The sequence below is a fragment of the Treponema primitia genome (assembly GCF_046533075.1).
Classification (GTDB): Bacteria; Spirochaetota; Spirochaetia; order Treponematales; family Breznakiellaceae; genus Termitinema; species Termitinema primitia_B.
The window spans coordinates 20,226-35,322 of sequence record NZ_JAJQRB010000039.1 but is presented as its reverse complement, the minus strand read 5'-3'; the positions used below and the strand labels follow the sequence as shown (position 1 = coordinate 35,322).

Here is a 15,097-nt window from a genome sequence, read left to right as displayed (position 1 = left end):
CGCTTGTAGAGCCTGCCTATGGAGCCCCTTCGGGTCTCCTCCGGCAGAGAATTCCAAATGTGCTCGATCGGGGATGCCCCTCTTCCCTCCCGCCTTGGTCACATAATGCGGTAAGGAGAGTTTTTTAGGGGGGGGAGGGGGAGAGGCATAGTTTGACGTTCGGTGTGCGAAAACGGTTCGGGGGATGCCCCTCCCGTGTGTTACGAGTCTATACTGTTGCCATAGCTTGGCACTACGGTATGTGAAACCGGTTTGTGGAGAAAGCTCTATTTAATACTTTGTGATACCGGCGGGCGGGGGGGAAGGGCATCCCCGGCCGAACACATTAGGGTATTCGGTAAACTTGCAGTTTTTACGTAGATACTAAATCATAGAGCTGTGATAAATCCTTATCGTATAAGTAGGTATCAAACAAAGATATCATGATATAAACAACGATTTATGCTCTTATTTTATTGCAGGATATAGACTTAGTCAATAGCATACATGAAATATTCTACGACACATAACGATAAAGATTGCCCCTTTGTTGCATACATAACTGCATACATTTTGTGATAGTCAACGATAACCACCCCATTTTCAATATGAAAAAGGTCATTTTCAAAAACCCTTCCCCAGTCCTTTTCCCCTGAACCCTCCCCCAAGAGAAAAACGGTCAAAAACCCTCCGGGTTTTTCTCAAATCATTTCAGCCAAGCGGAGTTATCGAACTGGACCCCCAAAGCTCCAAACTCCGGGCAGCCCCTCCCCAACCCCGGTTGCCCCCGGCCCGGCCCTTCCTTCCGCTCCGGCCCTGCGGTCCTCCGCTCCCCCCAGTCCCGGTCCAGTTCCGCCGCTCCAAGCCGGTTCCCTGCACCGGACCCTCCGGTCGCCTTGCTCCCTCCAGGATCCGGCGCCGCCCTCCATTTTCCGCCCCGGTCCTCTAAGCGTAATCGCCACAGTGGAGCTGCCGCCCTTTTTTACGCCGGACCTCCCTCGCTCCGCTCCTCCGGCACCACCGTAAAAAACCCCGGCGCCCACCCCCAAGAAAAGAGCAGCGCCTACAGCCGTTATCGGCAGCTACAGCCCTCCCTGGTCCATCCCCTCCGCTCCCGCCACTCCCTCCGGTCGTTCTGGTCCCTACAGGGACGCACCAGTCCGGGCCGCCCTTATCGCCAGCCGAATATCTTGCGTAGGGCTGGAACCAAGCACTCCGGGGGCGTCCTGCCCCCTCCGTGCCGTAACGGGGGTTACTCCTCACACCCCCGTTACGGCATTACCGTTTAATATAAAGCCCAGCCATTCAGAGACACCGAGCAGAATCACTATCAATCCAAACTAGTCCTTTTACTCCCGTAGCCATCGCAGACAGATAACAAATCCCCGGGTATTCGCTCATCAGCCCGGCGCCTCCCGGCACCGGACTTCTTCACTCAAAATCGCATTTTTTCCAGGGTACGCTCTGCCCCCCCCACACCCCCCCCCGCAAAAAGGAAGCGTATGTGGGGGGGGCTCCGCCCGGCTACACCCGCCCCGAAAAAAATGCTCCCACGCCTACGGCGTGTTGGCTGCCATTATCGGTTCTAACGACCAATGGACAATTTTTTGTAAACCTAATCGCCGTCTTACCCACCGCCGCTGGCGGTTAATTTTGTTAACCAACCGCCTACGGCGGCCTGGAACCATAGCCCCCTCGGACACTGACGCAGGGCCTATCGCAAGCCGCCCCGCCTACGGGGAGGCGGCCCGCCTACGGCGGCCTGGTACCACAGGCCCCTCGTATTAAGCGGTATCCCAAGCCGCCCCCCTACGGGGCCCGGCCCCGCCCCTTCGGGGCGGCCTGGTACACCCAAACCTCCATCCCAGCCCCCTTCGGGAGCCTGTGATGAATACTCTCCGATTTTCCCCCAATGACAGATTGACATGGTGTTTTCACGCTGGAACATTTTTCTAAGGGATTACTAGGTAATAGGTATCTTTTTGTAAATGACATAAGTGTCATAAAAATTAATATAGAGGGAAAGGCTCTATTAGATAGCGCCGAAATGATACAAACCCACCGAATTTCAATGACACACACCCGGCAAAAAATCCGTCACCCTGTCGCCGTAAGCGTCATTTTATCGCGCCAGGGCCGGATATTTTTTTAACCAAGGGGGGTGCGCGCGCTCGCTTAAATTGCTCGTTTTTGCGCAGCCAAAATTCAAACCCTGTCATACGCATAAAACATACGGCAAAAATCGCGCGTATCCGTATAAAAAAAAGCTCTGTTGCTTACTCAATAGCAACAGAGCGTACACACAAAACGCCTATTTTTATACTACCATGACTTCACGGCCCACAACAAAGGGGGCAGGGGGGAAAACAACAAAAACTAAAACGCAGGGATTACGACAACTCCGCTTTCAGCATAATCCCCCGCCAGAACCGCGCCTCCGCCGTCCGCCACTTCTCCAATCCTATTTCCTTCAGCCGCATAGCCAGGAACCGTTCACTAAAAGCGCGTTCATTGTTTTCCTCACACCACTCCTGATACGCCTTAAAAATCTCCCGCGCCCGAACCGAGACCCCCGGCGACTGGACACAGCGTTCTTTGATAAACGCCCCCAGCACATCCATTTCACCCCGGTATTCCTCCGTAGCGGACGTGATAATCACCGGCGCCGCAAGCCCCGTTTTAAACCAGTATTGACACCCCGCAATAAGCCAGTTCAAAATCCCCGGTCCTTCCTCCATCAGTTTTTGTTCCAAATGCCGGTCCTGCTTTTCAGGCGCAATGGTCGTGATAAACGGAATCAGCTTAATCCGCCGCCAAATCCCGTTATCCGTCCCCCGGATCATCGGCTTATGGTTGCTCGCCATAAAAATCTTGAAGGTCGGGATAAATTCAAAATACTCCCCGTACAGAAAGCGGGCCGTCATGGCATCGGTCCCGGTAATCTGCTTAATCAAGGGTTCCGAAAGCCGCTTCCCCTGTTCCGCTTCCGAGGTTACCACAAACCGGGTACCCCGCAGCCGGGCAATATCATTGCTAATCTGGTCCCCGTTCTTTTTCATAAAAGTTTCCGTGGAAGCCGCAATCGCATAATCCCCCAGGAGCTTCATCAACACATTCAGGAAGGTACTCTTTCCATTTGCGCCGGAGCCGAACAAAATAAACATGGTCTGCTCCGAGGTATCCCCCGTCAAAGCCCATCCCGCCGCCCGCTGGAGAAATTCAATTAGGTCAGGTTTATAGTCCATAACCTCCCGGATAAACTGCTTCCAAACCGGACAATCCGCTTTTTCGTCATAACTCACATGGGCAATCTTGGTAATCATATCCTCCCGGCGGTGTTCCCGGAATTCATTCTTCTGCAAATCAATAGTTCCGTTCTCCACATTGAACAGCCAGGGGTCCTTATCAACATCCGTACTGGTAATATTCATCTCCTTTATCAAAGAGGCCGATTCAATAAACGACTTTCGCCGCCGCAGTGATTCACTCTGCAGGGCATATTTCTCAATATCCATCCGGTCCCGGTAGTCTTAAGCATTTCGTCATAAATACTGTGAATAACCTCAATCCCCTTATCGTGGATCAAGTACCCATCGTCAATCTGCCAATGGTCCCCGGTCCACACCACCCATTTTTTCCAGGCCGCATTATACCGAATATCCTTGCCATGTTCCCGTACCAGCCGCAGCGCGTTACTGGTGTCGGTATACTGGATAGTCCCTTCCTTAAGCCCCTGCAGCCTATAATAAATCGACTCATCGCCTATCGGCTCTGCCATACGTCATATCCTCCCTGCCATAATGTTTCAGCGTACATCCTGAACCTGAACGCCAACAAATCAAACGCAATCTCCGGTGTCGGCTCCGGTAATTCAGCCATACACCGCTTATACATCGAATAAAGGAGCGTGAGCGAACCCGGCTTGCGTAAATACTCATGGTTCTTGAAAAAAGCAACCGCCCGGTATTCGTCATCGGGCATATCCATCTTTTTTGCCCGGTACCACGTCAGCAGGTCATCCGCCCACTCAATTTCATGGGCGGCATATTCCTCTAACGCCTTCCGTTGTTTCCGGACCTGATCATGGTATCGAGTCTCCGGATCCTTTGAGCGCATACACCTCTCCCCTAAAGGAAAAAACCAAACGAGAAAAATATCACTATTGTCACTGTACAGAATTATTGCAAAGATAAGGGCGAAGGGGGAGACCGCGCCCTCAATACAAAGGTTACACTAAACCCTTTTCGCGCAACAGCGAAGGGAAACCCGAGGAGCCACCGTATAAAGCAAATAAGAAGCAGCAAACCTATTTCCCTTCTTGCCAAACAAAGACCCGTACCGTTTCCCCGGCAGCGGTCCTCCCGTCCCCAAAGGTAATGAAAGCCCAAAACACCCACCACCCCGCCTTGTCTATTTCCCCCTCTATGCACTCATGGAAAATCACCCCCTTTGCCGCATCCCCAATCCCCGCCGCAAAACTCCCCGTAGAGCCGTCAGGTTTCCGGTACTTGATAATCGCCTCCTCTATCCCTTCCAAATCCGTAAAAGTCTTAACCGTAATCCGTAACGCCGACTGCCCCCGATAAATCCTATTCATTCAGTTTCCTCACTCCGCATTTCCCTAATGAATCCTGCTCTCCAATACAATTTCCCTGCAAACCACCGACTTCAAACTAAGCTCCTCATTCGATTTCAGGAACCGTTTCAAAATAAAATCCCGGACAAAACTACCGGATAAAAGCCGGATGAAAATAAACAGATGCCGCAGCGGATAGCCTTCGGTGTACGCCGTATCCTCCTGCCTTCGGTAGTAAGCCGATGTATGGCCAGTTTCCGCTATGTTCTCCGCGTCAATAAGAAGTCCCCGGAAATAATCGCCCAGGCGTCCCGCCGTATCAAAAGCGGAAACCCACTCTGCAATATTCCGTGTCAAGGTAATCACTACACTATTCATATCACTGGTTTTTAATACCACCGCTACGGACCTGAAAAACCCCCGTCCCCAGGTAATGCCATCACTGCTGCCCCCGTTACTAAAGACTGCCCGTCTGTTTACAATGTTCCGTGCAGTATCAGCAAAAGCCCTTGCTGTTTCTTCAGCCCTCCGCAATAGTTCCCGGCAGTAATATAATGGGTTTAGTATTTTTATTGTTTCACTTATATTCCGGTATATCCCCCGTAGCCAGGACGTAGTATCCGTCCCAATCACCGTTGCCGTGTCTTGTCTGCTATAGCTTGCTCCATGCCCCAGGTTCATAGTATTCCTACCATTCATAGCCAGCGTCTTGGTATACGCCGCCGTCAGTTTCCGGCCATCCGTTAGTTTTACCCCCTGCGTCAAGGTCCGGGTGTAGGCGTTGGTGTTTATTTCCAGATACATACTGATCTTCATATCGTGCCGCGCACCGGGGAGTATATTAAAATCATCACTATTTGGATTGGCATAGCTATCCTGGAAACCACTAATATCTAAGAATTGCCTGTTTTCCAACATTGTACGCACAGAATTATAATTTTTAGTGTAATCGTAATCCAATGACAATGATGATTGAAGTTGGTATAATGGGACGCCGTAATCAAATCGTACAATTACCGAATTTCCAAAATGGCCGAACCAAATATCAGTCCCCGCCGCAATAGAGTCGTTTATAGTAATAGTTGAAGGTACCCATCGCGCGGTAAAATCAGTAGAACGACTCAATCCTGCCAATGGGTATCCGGGTGTGCAGCTATAATTGAGCAGCCGTTTTGGTTTATTGTTTAATTCACTATATATGAGAGGATACAGGTAACAATTACTTGGATACGCTATAAAAACATACATATATGTATTATAAGTTCCCTGTAATTGCAAGGATGTTTTATATTTATTAAATATTCCGTAATTATAAAGCCCTATCAACTCAGATCCGGTTATTTGCTCTATAAATTCATCCCAATCAGAATATTCATCTATATCTTCTAAATTATCATCAATAACGGTATTACTCAAATAATCATACTGTAAATATGCCCCAACCGTATTACTGCCGATAACCGGGTCCACCACCACCGGATATTTTGCTTCCCCCAACCATCCTTCCGGAACCGTCAAGGTCATTACACCCTGATCAATAAAAATATCCCCCCAGGTCCACCGCCCCCGGGCGTCAATAATCTTTGGCCGGTGGATATGACAAATCTTCCCTGTTCCTACATGGTAGGCCGCTGAATTGATAACCCCTTCTTTTTTATATACCGCATAGCTCCCCCGCAGAATCTCCGGCCCGAATGTATCGGGCTGCCGAAAGAAATCAAACTGTTCCCAGCCCTCAATAGCCACATAAAACCGGTTACTCTCCGGCTCTGCGTTGAGAATAATATCGTACTCAAAATGCTCATTATCCAGAATAGTAAACCGGTGGCTTTGTTTCTTCCCGGAGTAGTGCAGCGTATTCCTGTCCCCCCGCAGCGAATAAGCGCCGCCAATTAAAGGACTAAACCGCAGGACATCCCGCCCCCAGCGGTTTAGTTCCCAGGAGGGGGCTTCACGCCCCAGGCTGACCATGAGCGGAAAATCATGTTGCGATTGAAGAAACCTCCCCCCCGCATTTCTCATTTCCTTACTGTCCAAGTATGGTAATCTCCCATTGAATTTGCAGTGTATCGTTGGTCGTTACATTCACCACCGGTGTAATCTGTGCGTAAGCCAGACAATTCGAGCCCCCCGCATTGCCGTTCAGCAAACACGCCTCATTTATCCCGCTCACATTCAAAGCCCCCGCCGCAAAGGTCGCCCGGTACGTCAGGGTAGTATCCCCGGTACTCCCCCAGGCAGCCTTCAACGCCGGATACCCCGAATCCAGGGCTTTCATTGATCCGGTAGGCGTATTACACCGGACATTCGTTTTCGTACTATTCCCGGTCCATCCCGTACCCACTTGAATAAACCCCGTTGAACTCGTTACCTTCGCTTTATTGGGACTTACCAGCAAAGCATCAGCGATCATGGCGTCCCCTTCCCTGGTAACAATGTTGTGATGATGGTACAGCATAGGCCGCCCCGATACACGAAAGAGCCTTCCAAACCACCCCGGCGCCCGCCGTTTGATATTCCCGTCCTTATCCAGAACCCGCACCGTAACCATCCCCCGAATCCTAATCCTATCTTTCATAATTCCTCACTCCTAATTCCTCATTCCCATAGTTCCAAAAACCCCAACGCCAATACCGCCAAGAAAACAAACCACCCCGGCAATCACCGCGTTCTTAATCCCCCGGCTCCGGCTTTCCCGATACTCTCCCTCCCAGCGCCGGGCCTCAGCCCGCGCCGCCGCAGTTTCCCGGCCCAGCGCCGCTTCCTTTTCCAGCGCAGCCAGAACCACCGCCTTCGCTGCATCAGCCGCCGCTTCTTCAATCGCCGCTTCCGCCGCCTCCGACAGTTCCTCCACTATCTCCCGTACCTCCGAATCGCTGTAGAATCGCATCCCGCCGCTCCCGGAATCGTTCAACGTTACGGTCGGAACTTCCCCGGACACCGGGAAGCTCCAAAAACTCACGAGGATCACGAGCGCCGTAATCCTCCCGCAATTCCTGTACCGCATGTTCAACCTCCCATTGCTCCATAATTGCCCGATCCCGCTCCCGGAGCCGGATCACCACAACCACTATCACCACCGCCAGCAGTACCGCCGCCGCCCCCGTAACTACCCCCCGCCAAAAATCCCCCATTCCTACTTCCTCCCTCCTCATTCCTACTGCCCGTCCGCGCAATCACCTTAAGCCCCACAATCCCGAACAGTACCATCACCATAACTGCAAACCAAATCCAATCCCGGATCAGCCCCTGCATAAGAAGCCAGGTCGCCAGGTACAAACAAAACGGCTTAAACCCCAGCATTTTAGACGGCAGGGAAATAAGCCGCTTGGCCAGAATCACCCAGAGTTCCCATCCCGTATGTTCCCAACTTGCCTTGTCCGATATTTGAATACCATCACTGTCACTCAAAGTACCGCCCCCATTCACCGTCCAGCCCGGATACCGTTTTCCCTTCCCCCGCCAAACGCCGCAAGGCTGCAGGGTCCAGCCCCCGTACCACGAGCGTACAACCCTGCCGGGTAAACCACCGGGCAATATCCTCAAGCTGCCGTATCTGTGCCCCCGGTTCCTGTGAATTAAGAATTATCCCGTCATTCACCAGCCCCGCCACATGAACCGCCGTCCCCTTGTCGGCAATGAAAAAAGCCGCCCGTATCAAAGCCGTGCCGGGATTCGTAACGGTAAATACCCGGTTATACAAATCATCCGCCGTGGTCCGTATCAGCAACCCCGTTGCCGCATACAGGGCCATACACACCGCCCCCGAACAATCGGAACTTTCCGGATTTTCCTTCCCCCAGCCATAAGGCGATCCGTATTGCAGCAAGAGAAAGTACGCAAACTTTTCCTGCGCCGTCATCTTTTCAAATTGCCGTTTTTCGTTCTCAAAAATCCTGTCCCATCTCACACCCATTACTTACCCCTTATGTCTAAAAAAATTGATAATGATACTCACCGCCAAAGCCGCCGATGAGATAAATACGCTTACCACCGACAGCCGTTCTTTGTTCCGTTCCGCCTCCTTCTTTTCCAGTTTTTCAACCCGCCCCATAACATGAACCTTGAATTCCCGCAGCTCCCCCTTGAGCTCCCGCATTTCCGCAATCGTATCAACCAACAGACGCTGTAATTCCTCACCCATAAATACCCCCTAATTCCTAATTTCCTTCCGTAATCCTAAACGCCGCCACAAAAGCAGCGTCCCGCTTATACCGCAAAGAAAAAGCATTGATAGTCCCCCGCACCGTTTCTGCTTTAGTTTCAATGGCCACCTTCGCCCCAACCCGCCCATGAAACAACGCCCGGTGTGTCTTAACCGTAAATTCCCGCCGCTCCTGTAACCGCTCCGCCAGTTCCCGCGCCGTCCAGTCCTCATACAGAGGAACCCCGCCTACCATATTCTCCGAAAAATAGGAACCCGATACATTCAAAGCCGCCGTACCATATTGGGCGATAGCTTCCGTATCCCGAAGGAAACAGGAGCGGTTCAAATCCAAAATAATAGGCCGCCCATAAATCACCGCCCGGTGTAAATCCCCGTCAGCATCCGCAGTAAGGGTAACAAGCGCCTTGTCATAGTGGGTGGTAACGTCATAAGCGGAGTACGCAAAGGGACCGTCCGTATAGTCAAGCCGTTCTGTTGCTTTTTCCTGGGTATCTATCAGGTCAGCGTAGAGTACCGGCCTTTCCGTGCCGTTGTCTTTAATCCGGTACTGCGCTTCGGATACCTGCATCTGGATATCCCGCAGCGCCGTAGCGCGGAACGGATACACCGGTATAAGGTCCGTATCATACAAAACAGGCGGATCGTCATACCGCCAGATTTCCTGTCTTTCCAATGCAACCGGGATATTAATCTTTAGCCGTACCGTATTCCGGTACTGTTCCGCCCGCGCCGTTTCCCGCAGATAAAAAATATGCTCCCCGGAAAAAGTGTACGAGGATTCATCAACATTTTCCGTTTCGGTCTGGTAGGGCGAATGGGTAAAGACCAGCGGCTTTTCCGGCGCACACTCCAAATGCGCCCGGTAGGTTTTTGCCAGTTCAGAAAGCTCCGTCCAGATATTTTTAGTCAGCTTCACATAGGGCAGGGTGATAGGAATCGTAGCGCAGTCAATATCAGCGGCTTCAATCCCCGCCCGTTTTGCAATCAGGTGAACCAGCGATTTTTCCGGCTGTGTTTTATCGCAGATAACCGTGTAAGTAAAAACCGCCGGCTGTGTCCAATCCCGGCTATTTTCCGTTTTCCGCAGCAACGCCGAACGGTCCCGCAGCCCCAGCCGCAAAACCCGCCGCCGCCCCGGCCCCTGTATGTCCTGGAACCCGTTATCGTCCACATACAGGACAAAGCGTTGAAACCAGGGTAGCCCCTCCCCAAGCGAAAAGCTAATCCGCACCTCCTGGCCCGCTCCACGCCCCCCGCAAGCGTAAGTTCCGTAAGTATTATCGAGTACCACCTCCCCCCGAGCCGTAGTTCCCCCGGCACTTTCCTGTAACCCAAAAAACGAGGCTTCAATAATATCCCGTTCAAATACCGTTTCAAAAAAACCGGTACCGGAAAAATCAAGACTAATCCCCACCCGTACCGGGCTATCCCCCTTTTCAATCGCTTCAAGCAGGGCGTTATCAAGGTCATAAAACTTCATTCGATAACCCCCTCATCGGTAGTGAATACGTCAGCCGAAAACAACCCCGCGCAGTAATACCGCAGCGGCCCGATAACCGCATCCCCGGCGTTTATTGCCGTTTCATCGGCCATCAGCGCCAGCCGTGAAAGGGAAAGCCGGAAGGCCCCGTACAAGCGGTGATCGTAGTGGTCATGCAGTAATTGTGCGCTTATTTCCAAAGTCTCAATAATCGACGGTAATTCCGTTGCGCTATCCAGAACCCGGTGTATCCGTACCTCTGTTTGTGTGCCGCTATCCTTCCGGGTAGTAATGGTCAGCCCGTAGATATTTTTTTGTTCAATGCCATTTATCCGGTAGGTAACGCCCGCCTCATTAAAGCGTTCCCCCACACACACCGCCGCCCTATCCGGGTATGGATACGAAACCGGTGGCATATCCCCGGCTACATCCAATTTCAGTTTGATAGCTTCTCCCCGCATAATCCGCAGTTCAAACCCTCGGACCCGGCACCCTTCATAGAGCGCCCGCAACGGTCCCCGATCCTGTATCAAATCGAATCGCAGACCGCTTTCCATAGCCGAAAGGTTTACCGAATGACGGTATAAAATCCTTGTCTCGCTTACAAAGGCCGGAAGTCCCGACCGTCCTAGGGCCAGCACAAAAAGCAGCGGCGCCGTCTCGATGGAAAGGGGAGTAACTACACACCCCGTAACCCCCCGGCTCCGCCGTATCGCTCCGCAAACCCCGGTTTCCTCAATAGCCGCTTCTTCCTTCAAAATTGACACTGCTTCCCGTATGGTTTCCTCGATGTAGGGCAGCCCTAATTCCCGGTACTGGGTTTTCAGGGTGATACAACAATCCCGCCCCTGTGCATTCATACCGTCATCCCCTCTACCGTAAGCCGCAGGGTTAGTATCAATTCCCACCCATCCCCGCAATACGGTTTTTTCGGGGGCACATATTTTTTCCCGGTTATAACCCCCCGGTCCACCACGCCCCCTAGCGTAGGGTCCTCCGCCAGGGCCGTACCAATCGCCGCCCCATACGCGTACACATCCCGCTCACTATCAACCGTTTCCGGTACATACAAGCTCACGGTTAAGCTATAAGCGTCTACCCGGATTATCCGTTCTTTCTCCGACCGTTCACATTCCGAAAGCCGCAAAACCGGGACCACCGAGGAGCCGCCCAGGAAAGAGCTAAACTCTATAGGGGCAATCTTAAATTCATAGTCTTGCAAAAGTTCATTAACCCGCCCGGTCAAAAGGTTTTCAAAAGCGGCACGAATTTTTAGCTCAATCATATCATCCTCCTTTGGTACGGCTCCAAAAGCTCCTTAACCCGCTCCGGCATATGCGCCTCCAAATACTCTCCGTTCGTCTTTTTCCCCACCGTAACGCTGCCCCCGACAACCCCAATCCGCCGCCCCCGGAACCGGGCCATATTCCAAACCGCCATTTCCAGGCAAGCCGAAGCCAGGTCCGCCGGGGCATCCGTAGACTTATACCCCGCCACATACCGTACCCGTACCGAACACGGTGGCATGGTTACATCCGGGCGAATTTCCAGGCAAAACGGAATATCTTCCCCAACTCCGCATTCCGGTATGCAGCGGAACAGCTCAGGATCGATCTCCTCAATGCTTTTCCAGTACCGGTATTTTTGCGCCCCCAAAATCTTCCGCACCGGGTATTGCTTGAGGGGGATTTGAGGGACGCCGGGGAAAACCTCGTTTTCCCGTGCATATTCATGAATTTCCGTCTGTTTGCTTATAAAAAGCCGCCGCCTACAGTACTGCTCAATGCTGTAGGTAGCGGTAACAAGGCAATACCGGCTAAGAGCATCGTCCTGGTCATCAATACCAAGGATTTCCTTAAAGTCCGCAAGGGTGATCAATGAATGAAAGGAACACGCAGTTCCCATGTTTTGGTTTTCCATGAAATCAGGATAGGCTGGATTTTACCCCCTGGATATTTCACAAAGGTAATTTTTCGGGGAAAATTTACCTCAAAAAGTGCCCGGTCGCCATTTTATAGGATAATCCGCCAGGGAGATATCCGGGTCTCCCAAATAGTTCAGGAATTCTGTCCGTTTTCTGAAAAGAAGCCTCCTCCGATAGCATTCCTCGATAGTGTAGGTAGCCATTACCAAACAATAGCAATCTAGAGTATCCTCCCGAGGTATTCTCCGCCCCCCGCCTTCTCCAAGACCGCCGACCCGGCAGTATTGAGGTTAGGGCGGCAGTTTTCACTTTATCATAAATTTATGACCTTTATTTATAATTAATATAGACATAGGTAGGAAAATGCTATATTTTATGAAGTTATTCTACAGAGTTCATAAGAATTAAAGCCATGTTTTGGAGGATATAATTTTGTTTTACAAAAGATTTGTTTTATTAATATTATTCGTTCTACATTGCGTAATCATATTTGCATCTGGATCGTCAGATCAAAGCGAAGCTCTTTTATATAGACAAAAACGCACAACTTGGAATGGAGCGCCTGAAAGTGCGGTTTTTTATGAGTGTTATTTAGCAATAAAAAATTATAACTTAACGCTTCTCGATGCTTTTTTAGAAACCGATGCCTTTAACGAACCAATTCTTTTTGTCAATGAGACTTCATCTATGATTATTAAAGCTCATAATGATACGACTTATATAACAGAATCAGATAAAATTTTTAAATGTATTGTTTTATATTCTAATAGCATGATGGGAAGAGCCTTTGTAAATATTTTTAGTGCAGAACCTGTAACATTTAAAATAGGATCTGTAGAGCCTTATACTATAAAACCTGTGACAGATATGAGTTGGGGCGCTCATTTTAATGATTATTTACGAACATACATAATTTTTGATAAATGGCCGGAACCAGCTAATTTTAACCTTGTTGATTTAAAAGAATATTGCGCAGAGTTAATACAAGAGTGTGACGATCGATTGGAAAATTTAAATTATGAAGAAACATACGAAAGTGTTATGGAAGAGAAAAATTACTATATTAGTATTTTTGAATATGTCGAAAATGAAAAAGTTTCGGGTATAAGACTAAAAGAGTGAGTTTTGAAAGTAATAAAAAGGATTTTTTGGTTTCAAAAAACAACCTTAAGTCAAGTTTATTTATAAAGCATTTTTGACCAGAATAACGAATATAGGGGAAAAATATGAAATATGCAATATTGATTTCACCAGAATTTTTTGGATCATTTTCAGAATTGCCTAAAATAATTCAGCGAAAGACGCTAGTCTTTTTTGAAAAATTATTTAAAGCCCCAAATTTAATATCACTAAATTTAGAAAAATTGAAAGAAAAAATTGATGGTAAGGATTTACATTCTGCTAGAATTGATAAAGACTATAGGGCGATAATATATATAGATGACAAATCATCAGGCATGTACTTATTATGGATTGATATTCATGATTCAGCGTATAAAAAAAAGGAAAGGGTTAATTCTATAACAATTAGTGGGAAAGCACAACTGATGCCTATTGATTATTTTAAAAGATTAAACTTATCAAAGAAAAAAGCGGAATGTCTTTTTGATAATAAAACTTTTGAGGAATTAAGAGAGATTGGCGTGCCCTTTAGCGATATAGGGTTTATTAAAAATATACCCGATTACAATTCCTTTAAACGAATAAAAGGAATTATATCAGATGAAGTATACACCAAATTAGACCTTTTGGCTCTGGATTTACAAGTTGAATCAATTATTAATAACGAAATAGAAGAGAGGGAAAAAATATTGAACTACCTGCGTGAAAAAGTACTATACCCTGCAATAGCTGATGATTCAAAATTGGACTATGATTATCAAGAAAGTATCAAAAATACCATATTTCGATTAGAGGAAAAAGAAAACGCAAAGGAAATAATGGATTTCTATAAAGATGCTTTAAAATCAAAAAGGGGGAAACAAATGCTTGAAGCTGAACACAACGCTGGTCTAACAGCATTTGAAGATTTGGAAGATGAAATTAAAATAAAATTTTCAGGTCTATGGAATTCATGATACCATGCATATGTTAGCTTTATTTAATATTCTACCCACACCTTATATATTGATTGTTAATTCTACTTTCATTTTAATTTCTTCAATTATTTTTTCAAATAATGAAAATAGGTACATTTCAATGTAATAAGGTTCTTTACAAATGTCTTTTAATTTATTATATATCTCATTAATTAATTCGCAATAAATAATATATGCATATTTATTTGATAAATAAATATTACTCTTTAATAGTGCAAGTATTGTTTTGATATTATAATTATCTGATAAGTCTGTATTTCTCCCAGAAGGCATTGGAAATTTCTTAATATTATTTTTTGATTTAATTATCAACCAATTTAATGCGTAAGCAACCCTTGAATCATAGATAAAGTATTTATTAAGATATTTAAAAGATGCGATTTTTGATAATGAAGAAATTGTTCCAAAATATTTTGCAGTTACGTTCTTTGACTCCAATTCATTAAAAAAATAATTTATCTCCATTTCAGTTTTATTAAACTTTGTAATCCCGCCCCACTGTTTAACAATCCATGAATAAATATTAATTGGATTTTTTGAATGAATTAATTTATTAGAAATAATTTCTTTTAATGCTATATTCTTTTTTAAGGGTGAATTATTATTATTTAATATATCTTGTTCCGCTTTACTAAATATGCTAGTATCATTATATTTTCCTTCTTCAATATTAAATTGATATTGTTTTTCAAGAACATTGTCTTCAAAATCACTCTTAATATAAGGAATAATTATATCTCTATATTCTTTGACATTAATGCCATTGATGTTCATAATTTGTTATATATTTCTATTTTATTTTTGTCAATCACTACATAAGCATTGAATAAAAAAAATAAACATAAAATCATTTATATAAAATATGAGTATG

At 47.4% G+C, this 15,097-nt stretch carries 18 protein-coding genes; 2 read left to right on the top strand and 16 right to left on the bottom strand.

Going from position 1 to position 15,097, the window contains the following annotated elements:
* Positions 1 to 690: 690 nt before the first annotated feature.
* From LQZ19_RS07440 to LQZ19_RS07370, 15 genes are all read right to left on the bottom strand, one after another.
* A complete protein-coding gene (locus LQZ19_RS07440) occupies positions 691 to 858 on the bottom strand; it encodes a hypothetical protein (RefSeq protein WP_411047039.1) in 168 nt (55 codons plus the stop codon).
* Positions 859 to 2,369: 1,511 nt separating this feature from the next.
* Positions 2,370 to 3,494 carry a DNA primase family protein gene (locus LQZ19_RS07435; protein WP_411047038.1) on the bottom strand — a complete coding sequence of 375 codons (1,125 nt, stop codon included), beginning with the start codon at positions 3,492 to 3,494 and terminating at the stop codon, positions 2,370 to 2,372.
* The gene (locus LQZ19_RS07430) at positions 3,419 to 3,757 is read right to left on the bottom strand and encodes a hypothetical protein (RefSeq protein ID WP_411047037.1); all 339 of its coding nucleotides are present in this window, start codon (positions 3,755 to 3,757) and stop codon (positions 3,419 to 3,421) included. Before LQZ19_RS07430 ends, LQZ19_RS07435 begins: the two co-directional genes overlap by 76 nt.
* On the bottom strand, positions 3,742 to 4,095 hold the full coding sequence (locus LQZ19_RS07425; RefSeq protein ID WP_411047036.1) for a hypothetical protein: 354 nt from the start codon (positions 4,093 to 4,095) through the stop codon (positions 3,742 to 3,744). The genes LQZ19_RS07430 and LQZ19_RS07425 overlap by 16 nt, the downstream gene beginning before the upstream one ends.
* Positions 4,096 to 4,285: 190 nt before the next feature.
* Positions 4,286 to 4,576: a hypothetical protein gene (locus LQZ19_RS07420; RefSeq protein ID WP_411047035.1), complete on the bottom strand. Its 291-nt coding sequence runs from the start codon at positions 4,574 to 4,576 to the stop codon at positions 4,286 to 4,288.
* A gap of 24 nt (positions 4,577 to 4,600) precedes the next feature.
* Positions 4,601 to 6,526 carry a hypothetical protein gene (locus tag LQZ19_RS07415; protein WP_411047034.1) on the bottom strand — a complete coding sequence of 642 codons (1,926 nt, stop codon included), beginning with the start codon at positions 6,524 to 6,526 and terminating at the stop codon, positions 4,601 to 4,603.
* A gap of 55 nt (positions 6,527 to 6,581) precedes the next feature.
* Positions 6,582 to 7,133 (bottom strand): hypothetical protein, encoded by a 552-nt coding sequence (locus LQZ19_RS07410; RefSeq protein ID WP_411047033.1) that lies wholly within the window; start codon positions 7,131 to 7,133, stop codon positions 6,582 to 6,584.
* A gap of 12 nt (positions 7,134 to 7,145) precedes the next feature.
* On the bottom strand, positions 7,146 to 7,562 hold the full coding sequence (locus tag LQZ19_RS07405) for an ABC transporter permease (RefSeq protein WP_411047032.1): 417 nt from the start codon (positions 7,560 to 7,562) through the stop codon (positions 7,146 to 7,148).
* 2 nt (positions 7,563 to 7,564) lie between these two features.
* On the bottom strand, positions 7,565 to 7,966 hold the full coding sequence (locus LQZ19_RS07400; RefSeq protein ID WP_411047031.1) for a hypothetical protein: 402 nt from the start codon (positions 7,964 to 7,966) through the stop codon (positions 7,565 to 7,567).
* Positions 7,959 to 8,471, bottom strand: coding sequence for an NlpC/P60 family protein (locus LQZ19_RS07395; RefSeq protein ID WP_411047030.1), 513 nt, complete (start codon positions 8,469 to 8,471; stop codon positions 7,959 to 7,961). Before LQZ19_RS07395 ends, LQZ19_RS07400 begins: the two co-directional genes overlap by 8 nt.
* A 3-nt stretch (positions 8,472 to 8,474) precedes the next feature.
* The gene (locus tag LQZ19_RS07390) at positions 8,475 to 8,699 is read right to left on the bottom strand and encodes a hypothetical protein (protein WP_411047029.1); all 225 of its coding nucleotides are present in this window, start codon (positions 8,697 to 8,699) and stop codon (positions 8,475 to 8,477) included.
* 16 nt (positions 8,700 to 8,715) lie between these two features.
* Positions 8,716 to 10,203: a hypothetical protein gene (locus tag LQZ19_RS07385; protein ID WP_411047028.1), complete on the bottom strand. Its 1,488-nt coding sequence runs from the start codon at positions 10,201 to 10,203 to the stop codon at positions 8,716 to 8,718.
* Entirely contained in the window at positions 10,200 to 11,063 is an 864-nt protein-coding gene (locus LQZ19_RS07380; protein ID WP_411047027.1) for a hypothetical protein, read from the bottom strand. Before LQZ19_RS07380 ends, LQZ19_RS07385 begins: the two co-directional genes overlap by 4 nt.
* Positions 11,060 to 11,488 carry a hypothetical protein gene (locus LQZ19_RS07375; RefSeq protein WP_411047026.1) on the bottom strand — a complete coding sequence of 143 codons (429 nt, stop codon included), beginning with the start codon at positions 11,486 to 11,488 and terminating at the stop codon, positions 11,060 to 11,062. The genes LQZ19_RS07380 and LQZ19_RS07375 overlap by 4 nt, the downstream gene beginning before the upstream one ends.
* A complete protein-coding gene (locus tag LQZ19_RS07370) occupies positions 11,485 to 12,123 on the bottom strand; it encodes a head-tail connector protein (protein WP_411047025.1) in 639 nt (212 codons plus the stop codon). Before LQZ19_RS07370 ends, LQZ19_RS07375 begins: the two co-directional genes overlap by 4 nt.
* Before the next feature lie 436 nt (positions 12,124 to 12,559).
* Between LQZ19_RS07370 and LQZ19_RS07365 the strand changes: the two genes are divergently transcribed.
* Both LQZ19_RS07365 and LQZ19_RS07360 read left to right on the top strand, forming a co-directional pair.
* Entirely contained in the window at positions 12,560 to 13,249 is a 690-nt protein-coding gene (locus LQZ19_RS07365) for a hypothetical protein (RefSeq protein WP_411047024.1), read from the top strand.
* A 104-nt stretch (positions 13,250 to 13,353) separates the two neighbouring features.
* Entirely contained in the window at positions 13,354 to 14,205 is an 852-nt protein-coding gene (locus LQZ19_RS07360; RefSeq protein WP_411047023.1) for a type II toxin-antitoxin system RelE family toxin, read from the top strand.
* Positions 14,206 to 14,247: 42 nt separating this feature from the next.
* Here the strand turns inward: LQZ19_RS07360 and LQZ19_RS07355 are convergent, their stop codons facing one another.
* Positions 14,248 to 15,000 carry a hypothetical protein gene (locus LQZ19_RS07355; RefSeq protein ID WP_411047022.1) on the bottom strand — a complete coding sequence of 251 codons (753 nt, stop codon included), beginning with the start codon at positions 14,998 to 15,000 and terminating at the stop codon, positions 14,248 to 14,250.
* Positions 15,001 to 15,097 lie beyond the last annotated feature (97 nt).

Excerpts from the sequence above, each read along its gene's own strand:
- LQZ19_RS07435 (WP_411047038.1), bottom strand. The coding sequence starts at position 3,494 with ATGGATATTGAGAAATATGCCCTGCAGAGTGAATCACTGCGGCGGCGA.
- LQZ19_RS07430 (WP_411047037.1), bottom strand. The coding sequence starts at position 3,757 with ATGGCAGAGCCGATAGGCGATGAGTCGATTTATTATAGGCTGCAGGGG.
- LQZ19_RS07425 (WP_411047036.1), bottom strand. The coding sequence starts at position 4,095 with ATGCGCTCAAAGGATCCGGAGACTCGATACCATGATCAGGTCCGGAAA.
- LQZ19_RS07420 (WP_411047035.1), bottom strand. The coding sequence starts at position 4,576 with ATGAATAGGATTTATCGGGGGCAGTCGGCGTTACGGATTACGGTTAAG.
- LQZ19_RS07415 (WP_411047034.1), bottom strand. The coding sequence starts at position 6,526 with ATGGTCAGCCTGGGGCGTGAAGCCCCCTCCTGGGAACTAAACCGCTGG.
- LQZ19_RS07410 (WP_411047033.1), bottom strand. The coding sequence starts at position 7,133 with ATGAAAGATAGGATTAGGATTCGGGGGATGGTTACGGTGCGGGTTCTG.
- LQZ19_RS07405 (WP_411047032.1), bottom strand. The coding sequence starts at position 7,562 with ATGCGGTACAGGAATTGCGGGAGGATTACGGCGCTCGTGATCCTCGTG.
- LQZ19_RS07395 (WP_411047030.1), bottom strand. The coding sequence starts at position 8,471 with ATGGGTGTGAGATGGGACAGGATTTTTGAGAACGAAAAACGGCAATTT.
- LQZ19_RS07390 (WP_411047029.1), bottom strand. The coding sequence starts at position 8,699 with ATGGGTGAGGAATTACAGCGTCTGTTGGTTGATACGATTGCGGAAATG.
- LQZ19_RS07385 (WP_411047028.1), bottom strand. The coding sequence starts at position 10,203 with ATGAAGTTTTATGACCTTGATAACGCCCTGCTTGAAGCGATTGAAAAG.
- LQZ19_RS07380 (WP_411047027.1), bottom strand. The coding sequence starts at position 11,063 with ATGAATGCACAGGGGCGGGATTGTTGTATCACCCTGAAAACCCAGTAC.
- LQZ19_RS07375 (WP_411047026.1), bottom strand. The coding sequence starts at position 11,488 with ATGATTGAGCTAAAAATTCGTGCCGCTTTTGAAAACCTTTTGACCGGG.
- LQZ19_RS07370 (WP_411047025.1), bottom strand. The coding sequence starts at position 12,123 with ATGGAAAACCAAAACATGGGAACTGCGTGTTCCTTTCATTCATTGATC.
- LQZ19_RS07360 (WP_411047023.1), top strand. The coding sequence starts at position 13,354 with ATGAAATATGCAATATTGATTTCACCAGAATTTTTTGGATCATTTTCA.
- LQZ19_RS07355 (WP_411047022.1), bottom strand. The coding sequence starts at position 15,000 with ATGAACATCAATGGCATTAATGTCAAAGAATATAGAGATATAATTATT.